This window comes from Clostridium sp. 1001271st1 H5, from assembly GCF_005845215.1.
Classification (GTDB): domain Bacteria; phylum Bacillota; class Clostridia; order Lachnospirales; family Lachnospiraceae; genus Enterocloster.
The window spans coordinates 19,855-42,098 of sequence record NZ_SPHO01000030.1; the positions used below are offsets into that span (position 1 = coordinate 19,855).

Sequence of the window (22,244 nt, forward strand, 5' to 3'; positions counted from 1 at the left end):
TCGTTCACCTGCAAAATGGAGTGGGAGGGGCATTGCTGCAAAGATGCCCCCATAAGGTCTATTGCACCTATTTTACCATGTTATGGGCAGATTGTCTAACGACTTTGTAAAGTTGTGCGGGTATGTATATTTCTGCCGTATGTGCGTCCCGGGCGGACATATCCGGGGGCTTGCAATTCCCCTGAAACCAGTGAAAAAACATATTGATTTATAGAATGATATCTAGTATATTATAAGTTGTATGCAGGACCGAAAGGAGAGTCATTATGATTAAAGTAGCGGTAGACGCCATGGGCGGGGATTATGCGCCAGGCGAGATGGTAGCCGGAGCAGTGGAGGCTGTGAACGCAAAACCTGGTATCCGGGTACTTCTTGTGGGACAGAAGCAGGCAGTTGTTTCCGAACTGTCAAAGCACACCTATGACAAGGACCAGATTCAGGTGGTGAACGCCACGGAAGTCATTGCCACCGAGGAGCCGCCGGTTAACGCTATCCGTAAGAAGAAGGACTCTTCCATTGTGGTAGGCATGAACCTTGTAAAACAGGGGGAAGCCGATGCCTTTGTGTCCGCCGGAAGCTCCGGTGCAATTCTGGTAGGCGGACAGGTGATAGTGGGCCGCATTAAGGGTGTGGAACGTCCGCCCCTTGCACCGCTCATCCCTACGGAGAAGGGCGTATCACTTTTAATTGACTGTGGTGCCAATGTGGATGCCAGAGCGTCCCACCTGGTGCAGTTTGCCCAGATGGGTTCCGTCTATATGGAGCACGTGATGGGTATTAAGAACCCGCGGGTGGCCATTGTCAATATCGGTGCGGAGGAAGAAAAAGGCAATGCGCTGGTGAAGGAAACATTTCCGCTGTTAAAGGAATGTAAAGGAATCAACTTCATCGGAAGCATTGAAGCCAGGGAAATTCCCCATGGCGGAGCGGATGTCATTGTCTGTGAGGCATTTGTGGGCAATGTAATCCTGAAGCTGTATGAGGGGGTTGGGGCCACTTTAATCAGTATGGTGAAGGGCGGTATGATGTCCACCATGCGCAGCAAGATTGGCGCCCTTTTGGTGAAGCCGGCCCTCAAGGAGACGCTAAAGTCCTTTGACGGCAGCCAGTACGGCGGAGCACCCCTTTTGGGTCTGAAAGGCCTTGTGGTCAAGACCCACGGCAATTCAAAGCGCACGGAGGTGCGCAATTCCATTATTCAATGTGTGACGTTTAAGGAACAGGATATCAATGGAAAAATCCGTCAGTGCCTGGACGTTCAGAACGAAGAATAAGTCCGAAGGACGAAGTAAAAAACATGATTTAAGAAAGAGGAGCTAAGAGATGGAATTTGAGAAATTACAGGGTATTATCGCAGAAGTGTTGAACATTGAACCGGAGGATGTGACAATGGCAGCTACATTCGTAGATGACCTGGGTGCGGATTCACTGGACATTTTCCAGATTATCATGGGAATTGAAGAGGAATTCGACATTGAGATTCCAAATGAAGCTGCAGAACAGATTGTGACAGTAGGCGATGCAGTTGAGCAGATTAAGAACGCTTTAAACTAACGGACAGGCACAGGGGCTGTAAGCACAGCCCTTTTTGTGCGTTTGAGAGGCAAGTTTTGGATGCCTGTCCCAGGGGTATTTGAAGAAAGAAGGAACAATTATGAACAGTCATTTAAAAGAACTGGAAGAGAGGATTTCATACGAGTTTAAGAATAAGAACCTGTTTACCCAGGCTCTGACCCACAGCTCCTATGCCAACGAGCATCGTCTGGACCACAGCAGGTGTAATGAGCGCCTGGAATTTCTGGGGGACGCTGTCCTGGAAATCGTGACCAGCGAATTTCTCTACCGCAAGTATGAGACGCTGCCGGAGGGGGACCTGACGAAAATCAGGGCCAGCATTGTGTGCGAACCCACCCTGGCGTACTGCGCAGGGGACATTGAACTGGGCCAGTACCTGTACCTGGGCAAGGGTGAGGATGCCACCGGCGGGCGGGGACGCAATTCCGTGGTATCAGATGCCATGGAGGCACTGATTGGCGCAATTTATCTGGACGGTGGTTTTGCTAATGCAAAAGAGTTCATTCATCGTTTTATCCTGAACGACATTGAACACAAACAGCTCTTTTATGATAGCAAGACTATCTTACAGGAGATGGTGCAGAGCCGCCAGGAGGCGCCTCTGTCCTATGAAATCATCCGTGAGGAGGGACCGGACCACAATAAATCCTTTGAGGTCTGCGCCAAAATCGGGGATGAGGAGGTGGGCCGCGGTGCGGGGCGTACCAAAAAGGCGGCGGAACAGGTGGCTGCCTATAACGGCATCCTGAAGCTTAAGGCCCAGGAGGCCGCAGCAGAAGAATAAGCAGGTGGACTATGTATTTAAAAAGTATTGAGATTCAGGGGTTTAAATCCTTTGCCAATAAGCTGGTATTTGAATTCCATAACGGCATTACCGGCATCGTGGGCCCCAACGGCAGCGGCAAGAGCAATGTGGCCGATGCGGTCCGCTGGGTGCTGGGCGAGCAGCGCATCAAGCAGCTGCGCGGCGCCAGCATGCAGGATGTCATCTTTGCGGGAACCGAAATGAGAAAGCCCCAGGGGTTTGCCTATGTGGCCATTACCCTGGACAACAGCGACCATCAGCTGGCCATAGACTATGACCAGGTGACGGTATCCCGCCGCCTCTACCGTTCCGGCGAGAGCGAGTATATGATTAACGGCAGCGCCTGCAGACTTAAGGATATCAACGAGCTGTTCTATGACACGGGTATCGGCAAAGAAGGATACTCCATCATCGGACAGGGTCAGATTGATAAAATACTCAGCGGCAAGCCGGAAGAACGCCGGGAGCTTTTTGATGAAGCTGCCGGTATCGTTAAATTTAAGCGCCGTAAGGCCATTGCGCAGAAAAAACTGGAGGATGAGCAGGCCAATCTGGTCCGCGTAAGCGACATTCTGTCTGAGCTGGAGAAGCAGGTGGGTCCCCTGGAACGCCAGTCCCGGGCAGCCAGAGAGTATCTTCAGTTAAAGGACAGCCTTAAGATATGCGACGCCAACCTGTTCCTCATGGAGACAGAGGGAACAGGAAAGCAGCTGGAGGAGGTGGAAAAGCGCTATCAGGTTCTCTCCGGCGATATGGAGGACACGGGCAGGGAGTCTGAGCGCCTGAAGGCCGGATACCAGGAGCTGGAGCAGACCCTGGCGGACCTGGAGCGCCGCATGGCGGCCGGCCGGGATGAGCTGAGCCGGGGCACGGTGCAAAAAGGCAATCTGGAAGGACAGATTAATGTCCTGAACGAACAGATACATACGGAAGAAATGAACCAGGAGCATCTGGAGCACAGGCGGGACGTGATTACCGGTGAACTGGCTGCCAAAAACCAGCAGCTGGCCTCCTACAAAGAAGAATTAACAGCCATGGGCAGCCAGGTAAGGGATGCCTTAAAGCGCCAGGAGGAAGCCGGCGCAGACCTGGCGGGACAGGACGAGGCTATCCGCCGATTGGAGGAAGCCATCGAAGGGGCTAAGACCAGCATCATACAGGCCCTTAACGAGCGGGCCTCCCTGACAGCCAGGCAGCAGCGCTATGAGACCATGCTGGAGCAGGTGAATCTGCGGCGCAGCGAGGTGTCCCAGAAGCTTCTCAGGTTCAAGAGCGACGAGTCGGTGCAGGACGAGCTTATAGGCAGGGAACGGGCTTTGCTGGACCAGCTGAATGAGGAGATGGAGCAGAAGCAGTTCGCTGCCCAGGAGGCCGAGGACGCCCTCCTTAAGGCGGAACAGGAATCCCGCCGCCTGAACCGGAACTTAAACGATACCCAGCAGGAATACCATATGGCTTATACCAAGCTGGAATCCCTTAAGAACCTGGCGGAGCGCTACGACGGCTACGGCAACAGCATCCGCAGGGTCATGGAGGTGCGGGACCGGGTACACGGCATCCACGGCGTGGTGGCTGACATCATCACCACCAGCCAGAAATATGAGACAGCCATTGAGACAGCCCTGGGCGGAAGCATCCAGAACATTGTGACGGATTCAGAGGCAACGGCCAAACAGCTCATTGAATATCTGAAAAAGAATAAATACGGCAGGGCTACCTTCCTTCCGCTGACCAGCATAAACGGCAGACAGACATTTTCCCAGCCGGCCGCCCTTAAGGAAAAGGGGGTCCTGGGACTGGCCAGCGATTTGGTCCAGGTGGATTCACGGTATGAGGGCCTGTCCAGGTATCTGTTGGGCAGGGTTGTGGTGGCTGACACCATTGACAATGCCATTGCGCTGGCCAGGAAATATAAGTACAGCCTGCGTATCGTCACTCTGGAGGGCGAGCTTTTAAGCGCCGGCGGTTCCATGACAGGCGGCGCCTTTAAGAATTCCAGCAACCTGCTGGGCCGCCGCAGGGAGATTGAGGAACTGGAGAACGCCTGCAGCAAAGCGCTGGTCCAGGTGGAGAAGATACAAAAGGAACTGAACCTGGAAGAGTCCCTGGCCCAGGAGAAAAAGGGCGAGCTGGAAAAGCTGCGGACCGATATCCAGTCCATGGCCATCCGTGAGAATACCATCCGGATGAACATATCCCAGCTGGAGGATAAGAAGGCAGAGATAGCGGAGTCATCCACGGACCTGGTGCGCGAGCACGGCCAGCTGGAGGAACAGGTAAAGGAAATCAACGAGAGCCGTACAGCCCTGACCCAGGACTCCCGGGAACTGGAGCAGGTGAGCACCCAGGCCAACCAGGAGATTGAGGAAAAGACGGTTCTCCTGGAAACTTCCCGTAAAGAGAGGGAAACCCTTGCAGCGGCACTGTCGGCCCTGCAGATGGAGACGTCCAACCTGCGCCAGAAGCAGGACTTTATCCGTGAGAACGCAGACCGTGTGTCCGGGGAAATAAAGAAGCTGACAGAGGAGTTTGATTCCCTGGCCCAGGGAACGGGTAATTCCGAACAGGTAATTGAGGGCAAGCGCCGGGAGATTGCCCATCTGGGAGAACTGATTCAGAACAACCAGGCGCGTATGAAGGAGCTGGAGCAGGTCATGGCGGGCTATGAGGCCGAGAAGGAGGAGATGACCTCCAGACAGAAGGCGTTTCTGGCAAAGCGTGAGGAACTGACCGCCCGCCTGGCAGAGCTGGACAAGGATATGTTCCGCATCCAGGCCCAGAAGGAAAAACTGGAAGAAAAGCTGGAGGTATCCACTGCCTATATGTGGTCGGAATATGAGATGACCTATTCCACGGCCCAGGAGCTTAAGCGGGAGGAATACCAGTCTGTTCCGGAGGTAAAGAAGCTCATTGATGAGCTGAAATCCAGGATAAAGGGTCTGGGAAACATCAATGTCAATGCCATCGAGGATTACAAAGAGGTGTCGGAGCGCTACGAGTTCATGCGGACACAGCATGAGGACCTGGTCACGGCCCAGGGAGAGCTGGAAAAAATCATAGAGGAACTGGATACCGGGATGCGGCGGCAGTTTGAGGAAAAATTCGGTGAAATCCGTGCTGAATTCGACAAGGTCTTTAAGGAATTGTTCGGAGGAGGACGGGGCACACTGGAACTGATGGAAGAGGAGGATATCCTGGAGGCAGGCATACAAATCATAGCCCAGCCGCCAGGCAAGAAGCTGCAGAACATGATGCAGCTGTCAGGCGGTGAAAAGGCCCTGACAGCCATTTCCCTGCTTTTTGCCATCCAGAACCTGAAGCCCTCCCCGTTCTGTCTTCTGGATGAGATTGAAGCTGCCCTGGACGATTCCAATGTGGACCGTTTCGCGGGCTACCTTCACAAGCTGACCAGGAACACACAGTTCATTGTCATCACCCACCGAAGGGGCACCATGGTCTCGGCAGACCGTCTCTACGGAATTACCATGCAGGAGAAGGGAGTGTCCACGCTGGTCAGCGTGAACCTCATTGCAGATGACCTGGATAAATAGCGCAGGTTGTGATATGATGTTTCATATATATTCATATATTATAAGACCTAATATGTATAAGACGTTAAAGGAGAATGATTTATGGCTGAGGGAAAGAAGGGTTTTTTCGGGCGTCTGGTAGAGGGCCTGGCCAAGACCCGCAACAACATTGTGTCGGGAATAGATTCCATCTTCAGCGGCTTTTCCGCCATTGACGATGATTTCTATGAGGAGATAGAGGAAACCCTTATTATGGGCGATTTGGGAATCCAGACCACCATGTCCATTGTGGAGGATTTGCGCAAGAAGGTGAAGGAGCAGCACATCCGGGAACCGGAGGAGTGCAAGGAGCTTTTAATCAACAGCATCAAGGAGCAGATGGATTTAGGGGAAAATGCATACGAATTTGAGCACAGGAAGTCCGTTGTCCTGGTCATCGGCGTCAATGGGGTGGGCAAGACCACATCCGTGGGCAAGCTGGCGGGACAGCTTAAGGACGACGGGCGCAAGGTCATACTGGCAGCTGCCGATACCTTCCGCGCAGCTGCCATTGAGCAGCTGACCGAGTGGGCCTTCCGGGCGGGCGTGGAGCTCATTGCCCAGCAGGAAGGCTCTGACCCGGCGGCTGTTATCTACGACGCAGTGGCTGCGGCCAAGTCCAGGAAGGCGGACGTGCTTATCTGTGATACGGCCGGAAGGCTTCACAACAAGAAGAACCTGATGGAAGAGCTTAAGAAAATCAACCGCATCATTGACAAGGAGTATCCGGATGCCTACAGGGAGACTCTGGTGGTATTGGACGGCACCACGGGACAGAACGCCCTGGCCCAGGCCCGCCAGTTTATGGAGGTGGCCGACATCACAGGCATCATCCTGACCAAGCTGGACGGCACGGCCAAGGGAGGCATCGCAGTGGCCATCCAGTCCGAACTGGGAATTCCTGTAAAATACATCGGAATCGGTGAAAAGATAGACGATTTGCAGAAATTTAATGCAGATGATTTCGTCAATGCCCTGTTCCACGTACAGAAGCAGGCGGAGGACAATCCATCCTTGAATTTAATGCATTGACGTGCTATAGTATAGGATAAAAGTAAGGGAAAGAAGGACCAAGATATGGAAGAACTGACACTGGAGAAATTCGAAGAAGCCTCCGAGCTTGTGAAGGATGTGACCACAGAGACAAAGCTGGTATACAGCGAATATTTCTCAGCACAGACAGGAAACAAGGTATTTTTCAAGCCGGAGAACATGCAGTATACAGGAGCCTATAAGGTAAGGGGCGCCTACTATAAGATACACACCCTGACCGAGGATGAGAAGTCCAAGGGACTGATTACCGCATCGGCCGGCAACCATGCACAGGGCGTGGCCTATGCAGCCAAGCTGGCGGGGGTAAAGGCCACTGTGGTCATGCCCACCACCACACCTCTTATGAAGGTGAACCGCACCAAGAGCTACGGCGCCGATGTGGTTCTGGAAGGAGATGTGTTTGACGAGGCCTGCGAACATGCGTATAAGCTGGCGGATGAGTTCGGATATACCTTCGTGCATCCTTTTGACGATTTGGATGTGGCCACGGGTCAGGGCACCATTGCAATGGAAATCATCAAGGAACTGCCCACCGTGGACTACATACTGGTTCCCATCGGCGGAGGCGGTCTGTGCACCGGCGTGTCCACCCTGGCCAAGCTTCTGAATCCCAAGATTAAGGTCATCGGCGTGGAGCCCGCAGGCGCCAACTGCATGCAGGTATCCCTTAAAGAGGGAAAGGTGGTGGGGCTTCCCCAGGTAAACACCATTGCAGACGGTACGGCTGTAAAGCGTCCCGGCGAAAAGCTGTTCCCTTACATACAGGAAAATGTGGACGGCATCATCACCATTGAGGACAGCGAGCTGATTGTGGCCTTCCTTGACATGGTGGAGAACCACAAGATGATTGTGGAGAATTCCGGCCTTCTGACCGTGGCTGCCTTAAAGCACCTGAACGTACAGAAAAAGAAGATTGTATCCATCTTAAGCGGCGGCAACATGGATGTCATCACCATGTCCTCCATTGTACAGCACGGCCTGATTGAGAGGGACCGCGTGTTTACCGTGTCCGTGCTGCTTCCGGATAAGCCGGGAGAGCTGGCCAGGGTTTCCGCCCTTCTTGCCAAAGAGCAGGGCAATATCATTAAGCTGGAGCACAACCAGTTCATCAGCATCAACCGCAATGCTGCCGTGGAGCTGCGCATCACCATGGAGGCATTTGGAACAGACCATAAGAACCAGATTGTATCTGCCCTTACCAGCGCGGGCTACCGCCCAAAGCTTGTAAAGTTCAAGGGCACCTACAGTGAGATGTAGGCATCAGGCCGGACAGGATACAGGGGGAAACGTTATGCAGCCGGAAGAACATACGGTTACTCATACCATTAACCGTTACCGGAGTTTTCGTTATGAGTTGATTTTAGAAGGAGTGGTGGTGGGCGCCCTGGCAGGCGCCGTGGTGGTTGCCTTCCGCTATCTCATTGGTTCCGCAGATGTACTGCTGAACATGATACTGGACTATGGTAAGAGCCATACCTGGTTTGTGCCGGTGTGGATTCTGATTCTGACAGCCGCCGCATGTGTGGTATCCCTTCTCCTTAAATGGGATTCCCTGATATCAGGCAGCGGCATTCCCCAGATTGAGGGGGAGATCATAGGTGAAATCGATGAAAGCTGGTGGCGCGTGCTGCTGGCCAAGCTGGGAGGCGGCATTATATCCCTGGGATGCGGATTGTCCCTGGGACGCGAGGGACCCAGCATCCAGCTGGGAGCCATGACGGCAAAAGGCTTTTCCCGGATTACCAGACGCGTAAAGACAGAGGAAAAGCTCCTTATCACCTGCGGCGCCAGCGCCGGTTTATCGGCTGCCTTTAATGCGCCCATCGCAGGCATACTGTTTTCACTGGAGGAGGTACATAAGCATTTTTCACCGGAGCTTCTCCTTTCCTCCATGGCAGCGTCCATTACTTCGGATTTCGTATCCAGGAATGTGTTTGGCCTAACGCCTGTATTTTCCTTTCACATCACCCATATGATGCCTCTGGGCACCTATGGCCATGTGCTGGTTCTGGGCGTGCTCATGGGCGCCATGGGCGTGGTATATAATACCACCCTGTCCAAAACCCAGGATTTATACGGGAAGATACCCTGGAGGACAGTGAAGCTTCTGATTCCCTTTTTGCTGGCAGGCGTGTTCGGCTTCACATACCGCAGTGTACTGGGAGGCGGCCATGCCCTGGTGGAAGAACTGTCCGCCGGGGAGATGGCGCTGGGCGCCCTGTGCCTGCTGCTGGTGGTCAAATTTACCTTCAGCATGGTAAGCTTTGGCTCCGGGGCGCCGGGAGGCATCTTCCTGCCTCTGCTGGTCATGGGCGCCATCATAGGAAGTATATATTACAATGTAGCCCTCCTGGCCAGCCCCTCTTTGAGCGGTCTGGTGGGGAACTTCATCATACTGGGCATGGCGGGCTATTTCTCAGCCATTGTGCGGGCGCCTATCACAGGCATTATCCTGATTAGTGAGATGACCGGGTCCTTTTCCCATCTGCTGACCTTATCCATGGTTTCACTGGCAGCCTATCTGGTGCCGGATATGGTCCACTGCGCACCGGTGTACGACCAGCTCCTTCACCGTCTTCTGGCAAAACAGAATCCGGACAAGAAGGTTACGCTAACAGGGGAAAAGGTGCTGGTGGAAGGCATGATATACCATGGAAGCGCGGCTGAGGGCAGGAAGGTTTCAGCCATTGCCTGGCCCAGGACATCCCTGGTGGTGTCGCTTATGCGCGGGGAAGCTGAGTTTGTGCCCAGAGGCGATACCGTGCTCAGGGCAGGGGACAAGATTGTGGTGCTGTGCGACGAGACTTCCCAGGGGCAGCTTCACAGGGCGCTGCAGGAGTATTGTGAGACAGTGGCTCCCATGCAGAAGGGGCGTTAATGCCTGGACATGGGCGGATGGAAGGAGGAATTATATGAATCAATTTAAACGGCTTTTCGGCAGGAAAGGGATTCTGCTGGCTGTAGCTCTGACAGCTCTGCTGGCGGCAGGGTGCAGGGGCGGCCAGAAAGAGCCTGCAAAGGCTTCTGAGGCAGAGACATCTGCCCCGGCGGAGACAGACACAACAGCTGAGACAGAAACCGGATCCCAGGAACTGCCAAATCCCATGACAGAGGTAAAGGATGTACTGGCCTTTGAGGCCATAGGCGTCCATATGGTGCTGCCTGAGGGGGCTGAGGACGCCAGCTTTTTCATCATCAACCAGGAGGTGGCTGATGCCCAGTTTACCTTGGACGGCGTGGCATATACCTACAGGGCTTCCGACACAGCCGAGGACTTTGCGGGAATTTTTGAACGTTTTAAGGACGAGACCATCACCCAGAACTATGATTACGGCGACACCAGCCTGGAGGTCCTGATTAAGACCACGGACAGCGGCGGACGCCTGGCTTCCTGGGCATGGGGGAGCACCAAGTACACGCTCTATACGGCAGCCCAGGTGGAGGATGACACCATTACGGATTTGACCATGAAGCTGGTGGAACTGAGCCAGTATGAAAAGTAGTCTGGAAGAGGTTGGCTTATGCTGGAACTGAAGAATTTTATGCCGGTAAATTTCCTGAAAAAGGAGAAATTTACCGGCAGTCACAAGGGAATGCGTTTTCGCATGGAAAAACTGGATGTGGAAGGCGCGGACGGACCGCGCCTGGGTGTCACCATATGGCCTGAGCCATACGGCTATGACGCCACGCCCGAGGACCAAAAGGAACAAATAGTCCTGACCTTTGATACGGACGGCATAGCGAAAGGGGTGGACTGGCTGAACGAGCAGTTTGAAGGCCAGAAAGCCAGATGGAAGGCTGTAAGCCGCAGTTAAAGTAATTAATTAACAAAATCTTAATTTCCCATTGACTTTTCTGAAAACGGGCACTATAATAAGCCACATAAAGAAAAGCGCCGGTGCTTAGACAGCCGGCGCTTTCTCTATTTTCTGTGCAGATAACAGATACACAAAGAGGTGTATTGCCGCAGCCAGGTACCGGGCGGGCAATGCACCTCTTTCTGCGTATTCCCCCACGAATGCGCATCCCCATTAACAATCAACCTCAAGGAGGAATGCATTATGGAATTTTCAGCGGTAAACACAATTTGGGTCCTGTTAGGCGCGGCCCTGGTTTTTTTCATGCAGGCAGGCTTTGCCATGGTGGAGACTGGTTTTACAAGGGCAAAAAATGCGGGAAACATCATTATGAAGAACCTGATGGATTTTGCTATTGGGACCCCTTTATTCTGGCTTACAGGCTTTGGTATCATGTTCGGAGGGACAGGGGCCTATATAGGAGGATTTGACCCGCTGGTGCGGGGGGATTATTCCGGAATCCTTCCGGCAGGCGTTCCCCTTCCTGCCTACCTGATTTTCCAGACCGTGTTCTGCGCAACAGCAGCAACCATTGTGTCGGGAGCCATGGCAGAACGCACCAAATTCATTTCTTATTGTATCTACAGCGCGGTCATCAGCGCAGTGGTTTATCCTGTGTCAGGGCACTGGATTTGGGGCGGCGGATGGCTGGCCAGGATGGGATTTCACGATTTTGCAGGTTCCACGGCCGTCCATATGTGCGGAGGCGTCGCAGCCCTGATTGGGGCAAAGGTGCTGGGACCGCGTATCGGTAAGTACACGGAGGACGGAAAGCCCAATGCGATTCTGGGCCACAGCCTTACCCTGGGCGCCCTTGGAGTGTTTATTCTCTGGTTCTGCTGGTTTGGTTTTAACGGCTGCTCCACAGTTGCCATGGACAGCGATGCAGCCGTATATTCCGCAGGCAATATCTTTGTAACCACCAACCTGGCGGCTGCCACAGCCACGGTTGCTACCATGATTATCACCTGGCTCCGCTACGGGAAACCGGACATTTCCATGACGCTGAACGGTTCCCTGGCCGGTCTGGTGGCAATCACGGCCGGCTGCGATATGGTCAGCCCTGCGGGCGCGTTTTTCATTGGACTGACAGCGGCTTTTGTGGTTGTATTCGGCATTGAATTCATTGATAAGGTGTGCAGGATTGACGACCCGGTGGGCGCCATCGGGGTCCACGGCATGTGCGGAGCAGCCGGAACGCTTCTCACCGGCGTGTTTGCAGTGGACGGAGGCCTTGTATACGGCGGCGGATTTTCCTTCCTGGGAATACAGTTTTTAGGCGTTGTTTCCGTTATCCTGTGGGTGAGCGTGACCATGGTTATCACCTTTTATGTGCTGAAGCACACCATCGGCCTCAGGGCCAGTGAGGAGGAGGAAACCAAGGGACTGGATGTCACAGAACACAATCTGGCCAGCTCCTATGCGGATTTCATGCCCATGGTGTTTACCGGAAAGGCGCAAGGTCAGGCAGAAGGCGCGGGGGCGGACAGGGTACCCGTGGAAAAGGCCGTGCCGGTGGAACATTATCCATCATCCGAACCAGCGTCCGCCGATGTCAAATTGTCAAAGGTGGTGATGGTGTTCAACCAGGCCAGGTTTACTGCCCTTAAGGACGCCCTTACGGATTTGGGCGTTACCGGCATGACCATCACCCAGGTCATGGGCTGCGGAACACAGAAAGGCCATGTGAATTACTACCGGGGTATCCGGGTGGAGGAGGCGGCCCTTCTTCCAAAGGTAAAGCTGGAAGTGGTGGTGAGCAGGATTCCTGTGGAGGATGTCATAGAGACAGCCAGAAAAGCCCTATACACAGGCAGCATCGGAGACGGAAAGATATTTGTGTACGACGTGGAGAACGTGGTAAAGGTCCGCACCGGAGAGCAGGGATATGACGCGCTCCAGGGAGAATAAGACAATCAATGTGCTCCTGTGAGAATAAGTCAACTGTTTGACAAATATGGCATTGGATATGAATTATGGCATCCAATGCTGTATTTTTTGTATTCCTTCTGCTATAATATAACGGAATCAGGAACAGACACTCAGGGGGAGTTAAAATGAAGGAGACAGGGGACAGTTGTGATATCAGGGCAGTGATAAAGTTTGCAGGAGCTTTTATTGCCTGGATTATCGGGTCGGGTTTTGCTACGGGTCAGGAGATTCTTCAGTTTTTTTCCAGTTATGGATACTGCAGCTATGGTGTGGTACTGCTGAATCTCCTTGGCTTTTTATTTTTGGGTCAGGTACTGCTTACCACCGGATATGACCACAGGGATGAGAGGGATTTCAACCATTTTATCTTTTTCTGCGGAAAGAAGGCAGGAAGATTTTATTCATGGCTGATTCCGGTCACTCTTCTGATGATTATGGCGGTGCTTATTTCCGGAGCCGGGGCCACCCTATCAGAGTATTACGGCATAAACCGTTATCTGGGTTCCGTGATAATGGCTGTCATGGTCCTATGTGCTTATCTGACCGGATTTGAAAAACTGATTCGAATTGTTTCCACCATCGGACCTGTTATTATCGCATTCACCCTGATGGTCGGCCTGACCACCGTAATCCGCGGTTTTGGAAACCTGTCCCAAATCCCCGGATATAAGGCGGTGCCGGGCGCATCCCGGTCAGCCCCCAGCTGGCTGGTCAGCTCTGTCCTTTACATATCCCTGAATTTTCTCAGCGGCAGCACCTATTTCACAGCCCTGGGAATGGCGGCCCGCAGCAGAAAGGAAGCCAGGTGGGGCGCAATAGGGGGCGCCTTTACCATGATACTGGCCATCGCCATCATGAACACCGCCATTTTACTCCACTCAGAGGATGCCGGGGCCCTGGACATTCCCACCCTGTACCTGGCCAAACACATTTCCTATGTGCTGGGCGCTGTCTTCTCCATTGTTCTGGTCCTGGGCATGTTTTCTTCCTGCTCCACTATGATGTGGACGGTCTGCAGCCGTATCCCATCCCTTACCCCAGCCAGAAACAGGATGACAGCAGCTACGGCGGCAGCGGCTGCGTTTCTGCTGGGGATGCTTCCCTTCAGCCGTTTAATCAATGTATTTTATCCCTTTGTTGGCTATATGGGATTGATTTATATAGGATGCGTGGTTTATAAAGGGCTGGGGTCAATGAGGCCAGGCAAAAAGAGAGCAGCGAAGCCTGACAGTCCGTCATCATGAATGTGAGGACAAGGGAGCGGGAGAGCAGATGAGCCTCAAGGACCTGATATAGGACCCGCCTGTCAGCTTCTCCAAAACATGGAGTTACCCTCTATGTAAGCCTCTGTTTCACCCATGTCCTTCATCCAGGACAGGTAGGAACGTATGGTGCTTCCCACCAGAACATGCTGCTGGAAGGTCATGACCAGGCCATAGTGGTCAAAAACCTCCTTAAGCAGTGTCTCGAAGGTCTTGGGAACGCGGCACAGCTCCAGAAGCAGGTCCCTTATCTCCATGACGCATTCCCTGTTATAGTCTGCCAGGGCAGCTACATTGCCGGAGGCTTCGGCGTGGGCCGGCACAAACAGGTTTGCCTTCATGGCCGCCACTTTATCCAATGTCTCCAGATAGGCCGCCACGTCATATATAAAGGACACCCGGTATTTTTCCAGGGTGGCGCGGCTGCTGAGACAGTCGGCCAGAAATACGGTATCATCCGGGGTGCGTATGCCAATCATCTGAAAGAAATGGCCGGGAAGAGGAATCAGTTCCAAATCTTTTAACAGCAGGTCCTTTGACAGCTGGGTCACATCCATCACATCGCTTTCCTGGGCCATCAGGAACTTATGCCGCAGGTCCTTAAAGGGATAACCGCCATAGAGAAAAGCCGGTTCCAATATGGGGTATCTGGTAAAAGCAGCTTCCATGCTGCTGGCGTAAATCCGGCAGCCGGTCTGCTGCTGCAGATATTTGTTTCCGCCAATGTGGTCCGCATTGGAGTGGGTGTTGATGATGGCGTGGAGCCCCCAGCCCTCCCGCTCCAGAATCTGGCGCACCTTGCGGCCGGCATCCTTATCATTGCCGCTGTCAATCAGACAGACTTTCTCATCATCAATCAGATACACACCTATTTTGACCGGACAATTTATATAGAAGCTTCTGGGTCCGGCCTGAATCAATTCATACATGGGATTTCCCTTCCTTTCACAATTTAAATTAGTACTATGATACCACAGGAACAGCTTAAAGGAAAGAAAGAAAATAGGGAATGGGCGTGCAGCCCGGAAAAACCATGCTTGAACTTTCTGTCAATTCCTGTATAATTATTCAGAGAAAATCACGCTGCTTTCCGGTATAACCGGGCGGCGGAAAAATAACAGGAGGAAAATTACGTGCTATTAAATGGAATAAGAGGTTTCTGCATGGCCCTGGCGGACAGCGTTCCGGGGGTGTCCGGAGGAACCATTGCTTTTTTACTGGGTTTTTATGATACCTTCATTGAATCCCTGAATGACCTTATGGGCCGGGACAACAGCAGAAGAAAGAGTGCCTTTTTGTTCTTGGTAAAGCTGGGAGTGGGATGGGTCGCCGGCTTCTGCATGTCGGTTCTGATTCTGTCCAGCCTCTTTGAGGCACATATCTATCAAATCAGCTCCCTGTTTCTGGGACTGACCCTGTTCGCCATTCCCATGGTGATTCGCGAGGAAAAGGAAGTGTTAAAGGGCAGATACGGAAATATTATCTTTACTCTGGCAGGAGTCCTGCTGGTATTCTGTATCACCTATTTTAATCCCTCGGGCGGAGAGGGCATCCGTGTATCCGTGGAACACCTTTCACTGGGGCTGGTGGTGTATGTGTTCTTCACAGCCATGATTGCCATTACAGCCATGGTGCTGCCCGGCATCTCAGGTTCCACACTGCTTCTTATATTCGGGCTTTATGTGCCCATCATAGGGGCTGTGAAGGAATTCCTGCACATGAATATGGACTATTTTCCCATTCTGATGGTATTCGGCCTGGGCGTCATCACCGGAATCGTAGGTATTATTAAAATCATCAAGATGTGCCTGGAACGGTACCGTTCCCAGACCATCTATACCATCATCGGCCTGATGACAGGCTCTCTCTATGCCATTACCATGGGGCCGACCACCCTGGATGTGCCCAGGGAGCCCATGCGTTTTTCCACCTTCAGTATCCTGTTTTTTATACTGGGCGGCGTGATTCTGGCGGGGCTGGAATTTTTAAAGAAGCGTCTGGACCAGTAGAAACGTATAAGAGGGAAGCAGTATGGGAAAAATCGTGCTTCTGGCGCCATGGGAGGAAATGCTCTGCCCGGCCCATAACCTGATGAAATATCCTTCCAATATCAGTCCCTTTCTTCCGGCGGACAGGCCCCCATGGGCCGTCTGCCTTTTTTGTGCTTCAGCGCCATGAGGGCCTAAAAAACAGGATAGTAAGACGCAGCCTGTGTATTTGAAAGATTTTGCAATATATTTTAAAAATAATTACAAAATCTTTCAATTTATATTGAAATATATGCAGTAATATGATATAAATAAGGTAACAAACAAAAAGATAGGGATGATGAGATGAGAACATTGCAAATTCCTGCACAAAGACAACAGATGATTCTGGATTATATAAGGAAACAGGAGGGAGCCAATATTAAAGAACTGGCATCCTATCTGGAGGTATCAGAGGCAACGGTAAGGCGTGACCTGGATAATCTGGCGGAGGCAGGGGAAATTGAACGCACCCATGGCGGAGCGGTACAGCCGCAGGAAAAGATAATCGAATATACATATGACACCAAGATGGAGCTGCGCAGGGAGGAAAAAACGCGCATTGCAAAGGAAGTGGCGAAGATGGTCAAAGACGGCGACAATGTCTATCTGGGTTCCGGAACCACCGTGTACTTTGTGGCCCGAGAAATTGCCGGGCTTGAGAATCTGACCATCATAACAAGCAACCTGTACATTGCGCAGTTCCTTCCCATCCATCCTACCAGCAGCCTGATAGTAACCGGAGGGGAACGGCGGTTTGATTACAACCTGATGACAGGACGGCTTGCAGAGGATTTTCTCAGGAACATAAAGGTGGACATCAGCATCCTGGGCTGCGACGCAGTGGATGTGAATTTCGGATTGTCTGATTCTAATTTTGACGAGGCTGTCATAAAGCGTCTGGCTGCACAGGCAGCGCGGATGACGGTCCTGGCCTCCGACCACAGCAAATTCGGCAAAACCGCATTATCCAAGGTATTTGATTTGGATGAGGCAGACTGCATTGTCACTGACAATGGATTGGACAGCGGTATGGAAAAGGCCATTCATCAGATAACAAACTTGATTTTAGTATAGGGGTATACAAGGTCAAGATTTGCAATAAACAAACAGAAGGGAGCAGGAGAAGGTAAATGAGTTGGTTAAAAGAGGTGATTGGGACAGAGAAAGCAATCATTGCCATGTGCCACATGCAGGCCATGCCAGGTGACCCCGGGTACGATGGGCAGAAAGGAATGGATTGGGTCATAAAAAACATGTATGAGGATTTAATTGCTCTGCAGAACGGCGGAGTCGATTCTGTCATGTTTTCAAATGAATTCAGTCTTCCTTATCTGACCAAGGTGGATACCATTACTGTGGCAGCCATGGCAACAGCCATCGGGGAGTTGAAACGCTATATCAGGATTCCCTTTGGCGTCAATGTACTGTGGGACGGGGAGAAGACACTGGACCTTGCCAAAGCGTGCGGCGCTGATTTTGTACGCGAGATTTACTCCGGGGTATACGCCAGTGACTTTGGGCTGTGGAATACGGATTTCGGCAGGGTGGCCAGGCACAGAAAAAGCATTGACGCGGGGAATGTAAGGCTGATATTCAACATTCTTCCGGAAGCGGCAAAGTATGTGGCTGACAGGGATATTGTGGAGATTGCCAGGTCCACGGTGTTTAACTGCAAAGCAGACGCGCTGTGCGTTTCAGGCCTGACAGCCGGGTCTGAGACTAATTCCCAGATACTGAAGAGAGTCAAGGATGCCGTACCGGATACAGTGGTACTGGCAAATACCGGGTGCAGGCCCGATACCATTGAAGCACAGCTGTCTGTGGCAGACGGTGCCGTGGTTGGGACTACATTTAAGGTGGACGGAAAGTTCGAAAACGGAGTGGACGAGAAACGGGTCAGGGAATTCATGGATGTGGTCAGGAAATTCAGGGGTCAGGAATAAAATCAGGAGAAGACAATGAATCAAACGACTTATGGGGTCGGAAAAGGAGGGTTATATGAAAAAAACATTAGCGGTAATGCTCTCAATCGGAATGGCGCTGTCATTGTTCGGATGCCAAAAAGGGGGCGCGCCTGAAAGCGCAGCTGATAGCAGCACGGCAAAGGAGACTGCAAACCAGACAGAACAGACGCAGCAGGAACAGCAGGAACAGCAGGAACAGCAGGACGCGGAAGTGACCATTGTCTATATGCGGCAGGCCGGAAACACACAGGTGGAAGACGAACTCATCAAGGAGTTTGAAGCACAGAATCCGGGCATCCGGGTCCAGGCAGATGATGTTCCCACAGAGGAATGTTATAACAAACTTGCCCTGTCACACAACGCGGGAAACCCGCCGGATGTCATCATGACCTTCTGGTCCCCGGACGCAGCAGCCAATGGAATGCTTGAACCGCTGCTGGGCAGCTATGTGGATGAAACAGATTATCTGAACCGCTTTGTGAAATCATGCCGTGAGATGGATACATACGACGGGAACCTGTACGCGGTGCCATTCAGGGCCGGTCCTGATTCCTGGTTTGCAAACAAGGATATGCTGGACGCAGCAGGTCTTGAAATCCCGGCCTTTGGCGAGGAATGGAACTGGGATACCTTCCGCGAATACGCAGAGGCTTTAAGAAACCCGGATGCCGGAACATACGGCATCGGCATTGTGGGCGGCAACACCAACGGCACGGAGTGGCAGTTCTGGCCCTTCCTGTTCCAGGCCGGAGGCAGGATAATTGAAAACGGAAAAGCCGTGTTCAACAGCCCGGAGGGCGTGGAGGCACTGGAGTACGTGTGCTCCCTGATTCAGGATGATTTGATTCCTCCCGGCATAACCACCACGGATTTGAACATGCTTCAGGACATGCAGATTGCACACACCTTATGCATGTGGACAGACGGTCCCTGGATGCTCTCAACCATGAGGAATACATATCCGGAAGAGAATATCTGTGTCCTGCCCATGACAACCGCAAAAACCTTTGGAAACCTTTCCGGAGGAACCTCACTTGGCATGTCGTCCATATCCAAACATAAGGAGGAGGCATGGAAATTCATCGAATTCATGACCTCAGACGAAGTGCTGCTCAAATGGAATAAGGGAACCGGAAACGCGCCGCCTGTTTACAGCGCATGGGATGACCCATATTACGCAGAGGACAGGGACTGGCAGGTGATGAAGGAACTGGCCATGCAGGACAATGAATACATTGTGCCCGCCAACCATTATCCTGAGTCAATCGCGTTAAACCAGATTATGCGGAATTATCTGCAGGCAGCTTATATTGGGGAAATGAGTCCCAAGGATGCGCTGGATGCGGCAGCTGAAGAGTGGAATGAAATATTGGAAAAGTATGATCCCGGCGCAGCTGACTTAATATGGAAATAATAGGCTAAAACCTGCAAATTTTTGCAGGTTTTTCTAAAACGGAGAGGCGTGCAATGGATTATATAAAAATTGGAAACCTGAAATTCAGCAGGGGAGTCTTATTCATCTTGCCGGGCATCCTGTTCTTTGGCATCATGGTCATCTATCCTGCTGGGTATGTCATTTATCTGAGTCTTTTCACAGAGGGGAAGGGACTTGGACTGGCGCCGGAATTTATCGGTCTGAAAAACTATATGACCGTCTTTTCATCCAGGAATTTCGTGAAGATACTGTCAAATACGCTGTTATATTCCTTCTTTGCAACCGCGTTCCATATCATCATCGGTTTGTTTATGGCAGTGCTCCTGAACAATAAGGTGCTGAAGAGAAGGACCCTTACAATCGGCCGGTCCCTGTTCCTTATACCATGGGCCATATCGCCGTCCGTGGTGGCCATTATGTTTCAGGTCATGCTTCATCCCAAGGTGGGACCGGTGGGAATCATCTTAAGGACATTCAATCCCAGAATCGCATTTAATCCGCTGGGAAGTCCTTCCCTGTCACTGCTGACCGTGACGCTGACAAACATATGGAAATTCACACCCTTTTATTTTCTGATTCTGCTGGCAGGACTGCAGGCCATTGATGACGGGTTATACGAAGCGGCACGCATGGACGGGGCCTCCGGCTGGAGACAGTTTTGTGATGTCACCCTTCCGCTGATGAAGAATTACATCATCACCTTAGCTGTGTTTGACTTTGTAAGCACTGCCGCCTATATGGACCTGACATGGATTATGACAAAGGGCGGTCCTCTCAATTCTTCAGAGGTACTGTCAACCCTGGCCTACCGGACTTCGTTCCAGAACTTCCGGTTCGGGGAAGGTTCGGCTGTGGGGGTGCTGATTTTCCTGATATCCATACTATTTACCACGATGGCAATGAAGATGATGAGTGAGGAGTAAAGCCATGGATGAAAAGAAACAGAGACAGAGGATATTGGTGGGGACTGCACTGGCCCTCATATTATTCATAGATTTGCTGCCCTATTTGTGGCTGCTCATCTCTTCCTTCAGGGCCTCCAATGACCCCTTCACCAACTCTGTGCTTCCCGGACAGCTTACGCTGTCCAATTACGCAAATATATTCCGCAGCGCCAACATGCTGCGGCCGTTCTTCAATTCGCTGGTGGTGGCTGTGGGGGCAACCGTCATAACCATGATACTGTCGCTGCTGGCTGCATATGGTTTTTCCAGATATTATTTTAAGGGGCGGGAATTCCTGTTAAGCTTTCTCGTCAACCTGCGGACATTTCCGGCCCTGCTTCTGGCCATCGCCCTGTATGTGATGGCGGTAAAGGCCGGATTATACAACACATATATACCGCTGATTCTTGCCAACACCATGATGAACCTGCCCTTTGCCATCTGGAATGTCAAGACAGTCATTGACGGGGTGCCAAAGGATTTGGAAGAGAGCGCCATGGTGGACGGCCTGTCCCGCTCGGCTGTAATATGGAAAATCATTGTGCCGGTGGCGACGCCGGGTCTGGCGGCAACCGCCATTTACGTGTTCATCCTCACATGGAATGAATACCTGTTTGCCACCACGTTCATGAACTCCAATGACATGCAGCTGGTAACAGCAGTCATTGCATCTGCAGTCACCCAGTTCGGCGTGGATTACGGATGGCTTATGACAACAGCCATGCTGGCGTCCATTCCTGCAATCATAATGTTTATAGCCATCCAGCGGTTTATTGTAGGCGGACTGACCGCAGGCGGAATTAAAGGATAATAAAGGGATTAGGAGAAGATTGATATGTTGAGATTAAAAGAATATTGTGACAGGGTACGGGATGATGCTTACGGCGGAAGCGTGGAGCTGGTGGAAGACGGCATCACAGCCATGGCATGTGAGATTGAGGCAGAGGAACCGGACGATATCCTGGAAGGGATAGAAAGGTATGTGGACAGCATTCTGGCCGTCACATCGCCCATTCTTCCGTTAATTCATCTGCTGAACCGCTGTATGTGTTTTGCGGAAGCGCACGCTGCGGGGAGCCGGGACAACAGCGGACTTAAGACGGCTTTCCTGGAGCTGCTGGAGGACATCAGGCAGGAACAGCGCCAATGCGTGGAAAAGATAGGAAAGGTGGGGGCCAGGCTCATTGCCCGTGGGGATAAGGTGGCCACATTCTCTACCAGCGGGTCCGTCATGGAGATTCTTACATGCGCAGCAGGAGAGGGCAGGGAGATAACGGCTGCTGCCTTTGAGGCCAGACCCAATGCAGAGGGATACCGGACGCTGCGGGAAATCAGCGGATTAGGCATTCCGGTCACCTTTGGATGCGATGCACTGCTGTGTAAATTAGTACCTGGCAGCAAACTGTTTGTTATAGGCGCGGATGCCATTACTTCCACCGGGGAGGTATATGCAAAAACAGGCTCCTATCTGGCTGCCCTGGTCTGCAGTGAATTTGGGATTCCCTTTTATGTGGCAGCGGATACCAGCAAATTTGACCCGCTGTCCCTGCTGGGATTCCCCATCAAGGACAGCCTGCGCCCTGCCTGCGAAGTGACGGACATGGATGTGCCGGAGATATCAGAAATTATCAATATCAGTTTCGAACTGATTCCGGCAAAGCTGATTACTGGAATCATTACGGAAAAGGGGCTGATTTCCCCCCATGCAGTGGGGCTTATGATGAAGCCGGAGAACATGAGTCCCCGCATGATTCATAAGCTGGAGCAATGGAGGGAAAACTGCGACAAATTAAAATAGATTATGGGGTAGGTAAAGGA

Annotated in this window: 20 protein-coding genes; 19 read left to right on the forward strand and 1 reads right to left on the reverse strand. The window is 52.0% G+C overall.

Translation table 11 applies throughout. The features are described 5' to 3' along the window. The first annotated feature begins 266 nt into the window (after positions 1-266). The 11 genes from plsX (at position 267) to FGS84_RS27835 (ending at position 14,035) form a co-directional block, all read left to right on the forward strand. Entirely contained in the window at positions 267-1,274 is a 1,008-nt protein-coding gene (gene plsX, locus FGS84_RS27785; protein ID WP_138311436.1) for a phosphate acyltransferase PlsX, read from the forward strand. 49 nt (positions 1,275-1,323) lie between these two features. Continuing rightward, positions 1,324-1,554 carry an acyl carrier protein gene (acpP, locus tag FGS84_RS27790; protein WP_021870576.1) on the forward strand — a complete coding sequence of 77 codons (231 nt, stop codon included), beginning with the start codon at positions 1,324-1,326 and terminating at the stop codon, positions 1,552-1,554. Positions 1,555-1,654: 100 nt separating this feature from the next. Continuing rightward, on the forward strand, positions 1,655-2,359 hold the full coding sequence (rnc, locus tag FGS84_RS27795; protein WP_138311437.1) for a ribonuclease III: 705 nt from the start codon (positions 1,655-1,657) through the stop codon (positions 2,357-2,359). Positions 2,360-2,370: 11 nt separating this feature from the next. Next, positions 2,371-5,931, forward strand: a complete 3,561-nt coding sequence (smc, locus tag FGS84_RS27800) for a chromosome segregation protein SMC (protein WP_138311438.1) — start codon at positions 2,371-2,373, stop codon at positions 5,929-5,931. Positions 5,932-6,012: 81 nt separating this feature from the next. Beyond that, positions 6,013-6,981: a signal recognition particle-docking protein FtsY gene (gene ftsY, locus FGS84_RS27805; RefSeq protein WP_138311439.1), complete on the forward strand. Its 969-nt coding sequence runs from the start codon at positions 6,013-6,015 to the stop codon at positions 6,979-6,981. Between the two features lie 45 nt (positions 6,982-7,026). Further along, positions 7,027-8,259 carry a threonine ammonia-lyase gene (gene ilvA, locus FGS84_RS27810; protein ID WP_138311440.1) on the forward strand — a complete coding sequence of 411 codons (1,233 nt, stop codon included), beginning with the start codon at positions 7,027-7,029 and terminating at the stop codon, positions 8,257-8,259. A gap of 34 nt (positions 8,260-8,293) precedes the next feature. Continuing rightward, positions 8,294-9,880, forward strand: coding sequence for a ClC family H(+)/Cl(-) exchange transporter (locus FGS84_RS27815; RefSeq protein WP_138311441.1), 1,587 nt, complete (start codon positions 8,294-8,296; stop codon positions 9,878-9,880). A 34-nt stretch (positions 9,881-9,914) separates the two neighbouring features. Continuing rightward, positions 9,915-10,505 carry a hypothetical protein gene (locus FGS84_RS27820; RefSeq protein WP_138311442.1) on the forward strand — a complete coding sequence of 197 codons (591 nt, stop codon included), beginning with the start codon at positions 9,915-9,917 and terminating at the stop codon, positions 10,503-10,505. Between the two features lie 18 nt (positions 10,506-10,523). Beyond that, positions 10,524-10,817, forward strand: a complete 294-nt coding sequence (locus tag FGS84_RS27825) for a hypothetical protein (protein WP_138311443.1) — start codon at positions 10,524-10,526, stop codon at positions 10,815-10,817. Between the two features lie 243 nt (positions 10,818-11,060). Further along, complete coding sequence (locus FGS84_RS31875; RefSeq protein ID WP_347563902.1) at positions 11,061-12,770, forward strand: ammonium transporter; 1,710 nt, start codon at positions 11,061-11,063, stop codon at positions 12,768-12,770. A gap of 146 nt (positions 12,771-12,916) precedes the next feature. Beyond that, complete coding sequence (locus tag FGS84_RS27835) at positions 12,917-14,035, forward strand: hypothetical protein (RefSeq protein ID WP_138311445.1); 1,119 nt, start codon at positions 12,917-12,919, stop codon at positions 14,033-14,035. 62 nt (positions 14,036-14,097) lie between these two features. Here the strand turns inward: FGS84_RS27835 and FGS84_RS27840 are convergent, their stop codons facing one another. Beyond that, a complete protein-coding gene (locus FGS84_RS27840; RefSeq protein ID WP_138311446.1) occupies positions 14,098-14,982 on the reverse strand; it encodes an MBL fold metallo-hydrolase in 885 nt (294 codons plus the stop codon). A 234-nt stretch (positions 14,983-15,216) separates the two neighbouring features. Between FGS84_RS27840 and FGS84_RS27845 the strand changes: the two genes are divergently transcribed. The 8 genes from FGS84_RS27845 (at position 15,217) to FGS84_RS27875 (ending at position 22,224) form a co-directional block, all read left to right on the forward strand. Beyond that, positions 15,217-16,062 carry a DUF368 domain-containing protein gene (locus FGS84_RS27845; RefSeq protein ID WP_138311463.1) on the forward strand — a complete coding sequence of 282 codons (846 nt, stop codon included), beginning with the start codon at positions 15,217-15,219 and terminating at the stop codon, positions 16,060-16,062. A 22-nt stretch (positions 16,063-16,084) separates the two neighbouring features. After that, entirely contained in the window at positions 16,085-16,231 is a 147-nt protein-coding gene (locus FGS84_RS31100; RefSeq protein WP_171042725.1) for a hypothetical protein, read from the forward strand. A gap of 191 nt (positions 16,232-16,422) precedes the next feature. Continuing rightward, positions 16,423-17,157 (forward strand): DeoR/GlpR family DNA-binding transcription regulator, encoded by a 735-nt coding sequence (locus tag FGS84_RS27850; protein WP_171042726.1) that lies wholly within the window; start codon positions 16,423-16,425, stop codon positions 17,155-17,157. A 56-nt stretch (positions 17,158-17,213) separates the two neighbouring features. Beyond that, on the forward strand, positions 17,214-18,026 hold the full coding sequence (locus FGS84_RS27855; protein ID WP_138311448.1) for a BtpA/SgcQ family protein: 813 nt from the start codon (positions 17,214-17,216) through the stop codon (positions 18,024-18,026). A gap of 55 nt (positions 18,027-18,081) precedes the next feature. After that, positions 18,082-19,461 carry a sugar ABC transporter substrate-binding protein gene (locus FGS84_RS27860; RefSeq protein ID WP_171042727.1) on the forward strand — a complete coding sequence of 460 codons (1,380 nt, stop codon included), beginning with the start codon at positions 18,082-18,084 and terminating at the stop codon, positions 19,459-19,461. A gap of 53 nt (positions 19,462-19,514) precedes the next feature. After that, positions 19,515-20,405 (forward strand): sugar ABC transporter permease, encoded by an 891-nt coding sequence (locus tag FGS84_RS27865; RefSeq protein ID WP_138311450.1) that lies wholly within the window; start codon positions 19,515-19,517, stop codon positions 20,403-20,405. 4 nt (positions 20,406-20,409) lie between these two features. Next, complete coding sequence (locus FGS84_RS27870) at positions 20,410-21,237, forward strand: carbohydrate ABC transporter permease (RefSeq protein WP_138311451.1); 828 nt, start codon at positions 20,410-20,412, stop codon at positions 21,235-21,237. 24 nt (positions 21,238-21,261) lie between these two features. Further along, the gene (locus FGS84_RS27875; protein ID WP_138311452.1) at positions 21,262-22,224 is read left to right on the forward strand and encodes a translation initiation factor eIF-2B; all 963 of its coding nucleotides are present in this window, start codon (positions 21,262-21,264) and stop codon (positions 22,222-22,224) included. The last annotated feature ends 20 nt before the right edge of the window (positions 22,225-22,244 follow it).